This window comes from Verrucomicrobiota bacterium, assembly GCA_016871495.1.
Classification (GTDB): domain Bacteria; phylum Verrucomicrobiota; class Verrucomicrobiia; order Limisphaerales; family VHDF01; genus VHDF01.
In genome coordinates, this window is record VHDF01000059.1 from 20674 (window position 1) to 29554 (window position 8881).

The 8881-nt window shown below is 62.8% G+C and carries 5 protein-coding genes and 1 tRNA gene; 1 reads left to right on the plus strand and 5 read right to left on the minus strand.

Translation table 11 applies throughout. The annotated features are described in order from the left end of the window. Positions 1-178: 178 nt before the first annotated feature. From FJ404_13180 to FJ404_13190, 3 genes are read right to left on the minus strand one after another with little or no spacing between them, the layout of a single operon-like run. Positions 179-1645, minus strand: a complete 1467-nt coding sequence (locus FJ404_13180) for a DUF1501 domain-containing protein (protein MBM3823815.1) — start codon at positions 1643-1645, stop codon at positions 179-181. Continuing rightward, complete coding sequence (locus FJ404_13185) at positions 1642-4614, minus strand: DUF1553 domain-containing protein (GenBank protein ID MBM3823816.1); 2973 nt, start codon at positions 4612-4614, stop codon at positions 1642-1644. Before FJ404_13185 ends, FJ404_13180 begins: the two co-directional genes overlap by 4 nt. Positions 4615-4619: 5 nt before the next feature. Next, entirely contained in the window at positions 4620-5513 is an 894-nt protein-coding gene (locus FJ404_13190; protein MBM3823817.1) for a type II secretion system protein, read from the minus strand. Between the two features lie 421 nt (positions 5514-5934). Between FJ404_13190 and FJ404_13195 the strand changes: the two genes are divergently transcribed. After that, a tRNA-Pro gene (locus FJ404_13195) sits at positions 5935-6012 on the plus strand. A gap of 497 nt (positions 6013-6509) precedes the next feature. On the opposite strand, the gene FJ404_13200 is transcribed toward FJ404_13195, so the two are convergent. Then, positions 6510-7922, minus strand: a complete 1413-nt coding sequence (locus FJ404_13200; GenBank protein ID MBM3823818.1) for a DUF1501 domain-containing protein — start codon at positions 7920-7922, stop codon at positions 6510-6512. Positions 7923-8288: 366 nt separating this feature from the next. Beyond that, positions 8289-8411 (minus strand): hypothetical protein, encoded by a 123-nt coding sequence (locus FJ404_13205; protein ID MBM3823819.1) that lies wholly within the window; start codon positions 8409-8411, stop codon positions 8289-8291. Between the last annotated feature and the right edge of the window lie 470 nt (positions 8412-8881).

The window sequence follows — 8881 nt, forward strand, 5'->3', positions numbered from 1 at the left end:
GTTCGCGAGAACTTTCGGCGTGGCGATGTCGATCGCGGCGCACGAGCCAAGAGCCCGCCACGGATGATTCATCCAGCCAGAATCTGACCCGGACACGGGCGGGGATGCCGAGGAAGCTGAAGTTGGCAATGCGCGCGATGAGATCGACATTCTCGCCAGGACGAGGTTCGAGGTGGGATCAGCTCAAGATTTCGCGAACGACATGGCCGTGCACGTCGGTGAGCCGGCGACTGACACCGTTGTGGGAGAAGGTGAGTTTTTCGTGGTCGATGCCGAGCAGGTGCAACATGGTGGCATGGAGATCATGAATGGAGAGCACGTTCTCGACGGCCTTCCGTCCGAGTTCATCCGTCGCACCATAGCTCACCCCCGTCCGGATTCCCGCGCCGGTCAGCCAGCACGTGAATCCATCCGGATTATGATCGCGGCCCTGCGAGCCCTTCTGGAACATCGGCATGCGCCCGAATTCCGTACACCAGACGACCAGGGTATCTTCGAGAAGCCCCCGCTGGCGGAGATCCCTCACCAACGCCGCCACGGGCTGGTCCATGATGGCGGCGTGGCGGTCGTACTGTTCCTTGAGCTTGTTGTGGCCGTCCCAATTCAGTTCGCCGCCACTGGCGTAGGCGCCGTTGAAGAGCTGGACGAAGCGCACCCCCCGTTCGAGCAGGCGGCGCGCGAGCATGCAGTTTTTGGCAAAGGCGGCCTTGAGAGGATTGCGGGTGTCGTCCGCTCCGTACTCGCGGGACAGCCAGGCCGGTTCGTGGCTGAGGTTGCTGACCTCCGGGACGCTGAGCTGCATGCGAGCCGCGAGTTCGTAGCTGGCGATGCGGGCGGCGAGGAGGTTGTCCCCGGGATGGGCTTGAAGATGTCTCTGATTGATCGATTGCAACAAAAGCCGCGCGTCGCGATCCGCTTTGAGGGAAACGCCTTCCGGGGGTGTCAGATGTCGGATGGGATCTTTGGCGCTGAAGGCCGTGCCTTGAAACTCGGCCGGAAGGAATCCGTTGTTCCAATTATTGGCGCTCGCTTGCGGAATCCCACGCGGATCGGGAATGGCCACGAAGGCCGGCAACTCCTGCGTCTCGCAACCCAGCGCGTAGGTCACCCAGCCTCCAATGCTGGGAAATCCGTCCGGGACGAATCCGGTGGAGAGAAAATTTTCGGCAGGTCCGTGCGTGTTCGTCTTGCTCGTGAGCGAGTGGAGGAAAGCCAGGTCATCGGTCAGGCCGGCGATATGAGGGATCAAATCGGAAATCATTTTCCCCGATTGGCCACGGGGCCTGAATTCATACTGCGGCCGGGCCAGATTGCCGGACGGGCCTTGGAACGTGACGGGCGGTCCCCCGGCCAGAGGTTGGCCGTCGTGCCGGATCAACTCGGGCTTGAAATCGTAAGTCTCGAGCTGACTCACGGCGCCCGCGCAGAAAATCATCAAGACTTTGTTCGCGCGGGCGGGTGCCATCGGAGGCCGTGGCGCGTATGGCCGTGCCGGATCAATTACCGGAGACTGAGCGGCGAGGAGGGCGTCCCGTTGCAGCAGGGAAGTCAAGGCCAGGCTGGTGAGGCCGGTGGCGGTTTGGGCCAGAAACCCGCGCCGATCAAGGAGACGGCGTCCGGACGGAGACAGCAGGGCGAAGCTCATGGAATCAACAAAAACTCGGTGGTGTTGAAGAGGACCCTGGCGAGCAGGGCAAGGCCGTGCTCGCGGACGGCCGGTTCCGCCGCGCTTAGTTCTACGCCGGAGGGATGACGTCCCAGCACCCGCAAATAAACCTGAGCCACGCCGGCCTCGGGCGGCGTGGAATCGCCGAGATTCGCCCGGACTTTTCCGGCCAGCGCGTTGGCCCGATCGAACGTGAAAGGGCTGTTCAACAAGTTGAGGGCTTGCAACGGGGTCGTGGATTGACGGCGCCGGGGCGTGCTTTGCCCGGCGTCCGGACAATCGAATGCGCCGAAGACGGATTCCGACTCCATGCGCACGCGATGGGCATAAATCATGCGCCTCAAACCATCATGGCCAAACGATTCGACGGGCGGGAACCCGTTGAGCCCGCCTCGAGATTTGAAGAGATTGAATCCGGGCCCGTGCATGGTGAGATTGAGTTCCTGGCTGGAGGCGAGCATGGCGTCTCGAATGAACTCGGCCTCCATCCGCCGGGCAGAAAACCGCCAAAGCAATCGATTGTCGGCGTCGCGGGCCAAGCCCTCACGGTGAATCGCGGAGGATTGCTGGAACGTGGCCGAGTGCGCGATGAGCCGGTTGAGGCGCTTGAGGGACCATCCGGAATCCATGAGCTCGCGGGCGAGCCAATCGAGCAATTCCGGATGCGTCGGTCGGCTCCCGTGCACTCCGAAGTCGTTGGGGGTATCGACGAACCCGATGCCAAACCAAGCCTGCCAGATTCGATTGACCCAGACTCGCGCCGTGAGCGGATGACGCGGATCCCGGATCCAGGCGGCGAGGGTTTTTCGGCGGTCGGGTTCGGGCGTGGCGAAGTTCAACGGGACACTTCCGAAGATTGCCGGAATGGCAGGCTCCACGGGTTCGCCGGGTTGCTCGGGATCTCCTCGAAGCAAGACCCGGGTTGCCTCGGGCTCCGCGAACCAGCCGGCAAACACCCTCTGCCGGGCGAAGAGGGCGTCGATGCGCGATTGCAGCCGGCGTTTTTCCTCCATCAACCGCGAAGCGGAGCGGGCCGCTTCCGGAGTGAGTTGGGAGAGGTGAATCCCCGACTCGGGGCCCGCCCCCGACGCATATTCCTTGCGGTCGGTGTGATCGGCCACCCGCCTCCAGCCTCCGTGAGGTTCCAGAATTTCAATCGCGTAGCGCGTGGGCACGCGATCAGGAACCACCCGGTCGCGATCCGTGCTCCAAACCACGCGATCGATGTTCACTTCACGCGGGAATTCGATTTCCACCCAGCCTTGTCCCGGCGTGCTGGAGATCCAATTCCGGGCGCTGCCGTAACTTCCGTCGATCAAATGCTCCGGCTTGTGGAGCGGTGAATCGAGATAAACGCCCGAAGCTTTGATGACGACGCCAGACTGGGAAGGCGCCGCGTTGAGGGGGTTGTCGCCGGAAGTGAAGACTTCGATTTCATCCAGAGCGGGTTCCAGACTGCTGCACGCGGAAATGGTGAAGCGCAGTTTCCGTGTGGACACCGCATGGAAACGGTCGGAGTTGCGGCGGGCGTTGGCGGGGGGGCGCAAGGGCAATCGTTCCAAAACGGTTTGCAACTGATCGGGCGATTCTCCGGCCGCGATCGCATACGCCACGGGAAATCGGTCTTTGAACACGCCGTCCCGGTCGCGGCTCCAGCGAATACGATCCACCACCTGACTTTCCGCGAACTCGAAAAGCACCCAGCCCTTGCCGGCTTCATCGGACATCCAACTGAAGCTGTTGCCATACCGCCCGTCATTGAGGAACGCCAGTTGGTGGGAATCCGACGTGCGGCTGCCCGAAGCGCGGGTTTTCGTGCCGAGCGAAGCGAGGGCCACATTCGACGACGTCGAACCTGCCGTGAAAATCTCAAATTCATCCACACAGGGCTCGATCAACCCGAGCGTCGGATGCGTGGCGGTATCAAAGACGCTGAATTTCACAAAGCGGGCGCGTTGGGCTGGAAACCGTGCTTCGTTCAGCTCCGGTTTGGCGGGCGGCACGGGATCGGAGTTCGGGCGGGCGGGCGGTTCATACCGGACCAGCGAGTCGTCCATGGCCGCGACCTTGAACTTGAGTTCCTCCGCCTCACGGGCGAGCGCCAGGGCGGACGGAGTACGACTGGCTCTTTCGCCGTAACGAACACCCGAGAGAATCGCTTGCAGCGAGTAATAATCCCGCGTTGGGATGGGATCGAATTTATGATGGTGACAGCGCGCGCAGCCAATGGTGAGACCCAGAAAACTTTGGCCGACATTGACGATCATTTCGCTGAGTTCGTCCTGCCGGGCGAGCCGCTTCGAGGCGTCGTCCTGGCCGATCTGCCCCGGCAACAACGCGGCGGCGGTGACGAGAAACCCTGTGGCGGCATCCTGCCCGCAACTGTCGCCCGCGAGTTGTTCCACCACAAAGCGGTCATAAGGAGTGTCGCGGTTGAACGCGTCGATGACATAATCCCGATAGGGCCAGGCGTTTTTCCGCTCCGTGTTGACCTCGAATCCGTCCGTGTCGGCGTAGCGCACCACATCAAGCCATAATTGAGCCCAGCGCTCCCCAAAGCGGGGAGAGGCCAGGAGTCGATCGACGGTAACGTCGTAGGCCCGGGGGTCCGTGGATTGGACGAAGGCTAGAACCTCCGAGGCGTGAGGGGGCAATCCAGTCAGTACCAGATGCAAGCGTCGAAGGAGCGTGGCGCGATCGGCGGGAGGAGACGATTGAAGTCCAGCGGCGCGGAGCCCTTCTTCAACGAACGCATCGATGGGGTTCTGCGATCTTGTCTTCGCGGCGGGCACCGGCGGTCGCGAGACAGATCGAAAGGCCCAGTGCTGAGCGGGGTCGGACAGACCGGGTTCCGCGGCGCGGGTGGAGGATGAGAATGGACCCAGGCCGAGCAGGAGGCTAAGGCACCCCACCACCCACTTTATCGCGGGCGATCTCCGGAGGTCCATCAATGTCAATTCTCCCGGAAGGTGGTCCGCTCCGACAACCAGACCACGTCCGAATTGTTCGGACAATTGACGATCCACTTGGACCAGGCGTCGTCGCTGTAAAGGATCCTGGGTTTGGTCCGCGGATCCACCCACTTGTGGATCTCCGCGTGGCCGTCGGCAAAGGAGAGCCCTCCCGCGCCATTGTGCGTGCTGGCGGGCATGTCCACGAGCCGGGTGGATCCGATCTCGCTGGGAGCCCGGTAGATTACGGCGAAATCGCCGTAGTTGATGCTGTCGGGATGTTCGTCGATGAGGACGAACGCTTTGGAGTGCCCCATGGGGTCGATATCGGAGATCTTTCTGAAAATGCGGAAGCGCGAGCCGGCGGCGTAGTGTGGTTTGCCGTGGGAACCGTTCAACCAGTCATCCGAGGAGTTCATGGCTTGACTCATGGAGAGGCTGCGGACGCGTGGAAAAATGCCGGATCGAGTGCGCACACGGCTGCGATCCGCCGGGCATCGGTAAACGCCCGCACTGCCTGCTGTGTAGGGGGCGAGTTTGGCGTGCCGTGGGTCTGTGAGGTAGAGAATGTTCGTGTTATCGGGGTTGGAAGCGTTGTGATTGATGAGGCCTTTGACCCAGCCTTCCGCAGTGGGGTTCAGGGCGTTAAAGACCAATTCACCGCGATGATCATCGGCGTAGAGGGTCCACCCCAACTGGAGCTGCTTCAGATTGCTCATGCAGAGGGTGCCGTGAGCCTTGGTTTTGGCTTTGGACAGGGCAGGGAGAAGCATGCCCGCCAGGATGGCAATGATGGCGATGACGACGAGCAATTCGATCAACGTGAAGCCGCGGGAATCGGCAGGCGCGGTTGCGGACGAGCCGGGTTGCACGGGGCGCCGGAAACGGGAGTTCATGTACTCGCTTTATAGGGGGAACCGGTTCAAACAACAAGCTCAAGCCCGGAAATTTCACGCTTGTACCGTGACTGGGAACTTCTGGGCCGACTGAGTGGGCTGAGCGGGACTATCGAGCTGAGTCGACGGGCTCCGGTGCGTCCGCAAGTTGTTGGTGACCGGGTTGCCGTGGTAACGCAGACAACCCTGTCTGCTGTGGCGCAGGCTGCCTAGCCTGCGGGGCGACGAATGGAACCAGGTGCGTGGAGAGCATGGAAGGGCCTCGTTCTTCACCCACCGGGCCGACTGGCAGTCGGCGATACGGCAGGCTAGGCAGCCTGCGCCACACTACAGACAACTTTGGAATGAACCGGACAGGTTCAAAATGGAATTCGTCGTTGCAATCCTCGCGGTTGGAGGGCAGTTTCCTGGGGCTTTGGTTCGGGGCGTAGCGTAGCCTGGCTAGCGCGCTTGTTTCGGGTACAAGAGGTCGTGAGTTCAAATCTCACCGCCCCGACCATTTGTAACTTCCTTATTCCTCCTGCTGACGAGAAAGCTCACCAGGTCTGAACACCGCCTAAAACGTTGAAACTCCGCGGAAATCAAAGACTCGCACGCTTAGAATGCCACGATGCAGGTTTGGGGCTCCAGCCGCACACTGCCTAACCACCAAAGGCCCTCGCGGAGCCACGAAGGCACGGAGATGGGGAAGCATGCTTGAACCGGTGACCGTGTGAGTGAAACGGGCTTCGCATCCTTTCTCTCCGTGTCTCTGTGCCTCCGCGAGAGCCATTCGACCTCTGGAACAAATCCGCTGAAACGGTTCAGGACTTCGCGATGATCTCGGCCATCGCGCTTCCGGTTTGCCGCGCCACCTCGACTTGGTTCACGCCTTGGTCGAATCGCTTGGCCGCCCGGAGACACCGGTCGTTTAAGCGCCTCTCTCCACACGCGCGGAAACCGGGCTTCTCCAAGGCGCGAGGCGCATTCCTCAAGCGGGAATCCACGGGCCACAACTCAGGACAGGATTTCGTGGAGCACGTCGCCGTGGACGTCGGTGAGGCGGCGGTCGATGCCGCCGTGGCGCACCGAGAGCTTTTGGTGATCCAGTCCGAGCAAGTGAAGGAGGGTCGCGTGGAAGTCGTGGGTTGTGGCCTTTCCTTCGACCGCCTTCCAGGACCACTCGTCGCTGCGGCCATGGGCGACGCCGGGTCGGATGCCCGCGCCGGCGAACCAGGAAACGAAAGTCCCGCCGTTATGATCGCGGCCCGTGCTCCCTTGGCTGAAAGGCATCCGGCCGAACTCGGTCGTCCAGATGAGCAGTGTATCCTCGAGCATGCCGCGGGCTTTCAGGTCGGCGAGGAGCGCGGCCGCCGGTTGATCCATGCTGCGCGCGGCAAAGCTCAACTCTTTGGGGATATCGGAATGGTTGTCCCAGTTGCCGGCGGCGCCGCCATGCCCGCTCCAAACTTGAACAAACCGCACGCCGCGCTCGGCCATGCGTCGCGCGAGGAGGCAGCGGCGCCCGAAGTCCGCCGTCTCCGGCTGCTCCAGGCCGTAAAGCCGCTTCGTGGCGTCGGATTCACGGCGGAGGTCGAGCAGCTCCGGCGCCGCCAACTGCAGCCGCGCGGCGAGTTCGTAGCTTTCGATGCGCGCCCGAAGCCGCGCGTCGCCCGGCCGACGGGCCGCGTGCTCCGCGTTCATTTCACGCAGCAGGACGAGACCGTCGGCCTGGCTCGCGGGCGTGACGTGGCGGGCGGATCCCGGCGGCGCCAGATGTTCGATGGGTTGCGGCGCGCCGGCGCGCACGACGGTTCCCTGATGATTCGCGGGGAGAAACCCTGCAGAGAACATGCTGCTGCCGTTGTAAGGAAGTCCGCGGACGTCGGGGAGAACGACGAAGGCGGGCACGTTGTCGGCCAGGCTTCCCAAGGCGTAGGAGATCCAGGCGCCCGCGCAGGGGAATCCCGGCAGCAGGAATCCGCTCATCTGCAAGTAGGCGGCGGGACCGTGGACATTGGACTTGGATTGCATGGCCATGAGGAAAGCCATGTCGTCCACGTGCCGCGCCAAATGCGGCAGCGCGCTGCTCACCCAGCGGCCGCATTGCCCGTGTTGAGTCCAGGTGTAGGGGCTGCGCATGATGGCGCCCGGAGTGCTGATGCTGGCTTCGACCCGCTGCCCCCCGCCCGGATCGAATGTTTCTCCGTGGCGCGCGATGAGCAGCGGTTTGTAATCGAATAGATCGCACTGGCTGGCGCCGCCATTCATGAAGAGCTGAATGACGCGCCTCGCTTTCGGGAGCGCGGGCGGCGGGGCCGCGGATGCCTCGCGGCCGAGCAACTTAATAGGAATTTGCTTTTCACGGCTGGACTCGAACCCTGAACTTTCCGGGTCTCTGCCGCAAGAAAAACGCCCTTTTGAGGCGATCCTTGGAGGCTTCCCGGCTGAGACGGTCTCGGAGGCCGCCCAAGGCGGGAATCCTGTCTCGCGAAGTCGCAGAAAAAGGTGGTGGAAACCGGAATTCTAACCTCACCCGGACAGAGGGGGTCCTCAAGCTGTCCGCAGCGTTTCGCGAAACCTGATGCGGACAGCCCGTCTTAACCCTCCTCTAAAGGCCTTGATCCCACCGCTGGCTCCTGGGCGGCTGGAGGATCCGGGGCCGCGCGGCGCTCCCCTCCGGGGTCGGCGGTTGCGCCCGAGCTCGTTGTCCCCGCGTCTTGTTCGAATATCCTCCTTCGCCAAGGCTACGGCGAGGCAGTCCAGCTTGGGTAAGGGCAGGAACGTGCCGCCTGCCTAGGCGTGGCCGCGCGCAGACCGGTCAGGCAGGAACACACCCTCGCTCACCAGCGCGTGAATGTGCGGGTGAAAATGATTAAGGCCTCCGAAGGTCTGGATCGCCTCGACCATGCTGGGCACGCCATCGGGCCGGCCGCTCGCCGCTTTATAAACCGTGCGGACGATCTGTCAGGCGTCCAGACAGAGGGCGTCCAAGAGCGAACGTTCGTAACGGAAGCAGAGCCTCAATCGCTTGGGAATCGTGAACACGGACTGCCGGTGGGCCACTTCGGCACAAGCGTGTTCGGCGACACAGCGCGAGTTTTCCGCACGCGTTGCGCCCATGAACAGACCGGGGTCATGGGCAGAATGGCTCCTACGCCGACGAGATCTCAACTCGTCCGGCCCACTGGGCGTGAGCGGGAACGGCCGCCTTACCCGCGGGCGCCTCCTCAAACCCCGTCGAGTTTGCCCGTGCTGTCTGCGAAGGACCCGGTTTCGAGGCCGAGGCGTTGGAGCATGGAGACGAAGAGATTGGAAAGCGGGAGATCCTGATGCGTGGCCTGTTCCGTCCACGGCTCGGGGTCGCCGGGCTTCCATCCGCCGGCCTG

Bases quoted from the DNA above. Each gene is read 5' to 3' on its own strand.
- FJ404_13190 (MBM3823817.1), bottom strand. From the start codon at position 5,513: ATGAACTCCCGTTTCCGGCGCCCCGTGCAACCCGGCTCGTCCGCAACC.
- FJ404_13185 (MBM3823816.1), bottom strand. From the start codon at position 4,614: ATGGACCTCCGGAGATCGCCCGCGATAAAGTGGGTGGTGGGGTGCCTT.
- FJ404_13180 (MBM3823815.1), bottom strand. From the start codon at position 1,645: ATGAGCTTCGCCCTGCTGTCTCCGTCCGGACGCCGTCTCCTTGATCGG.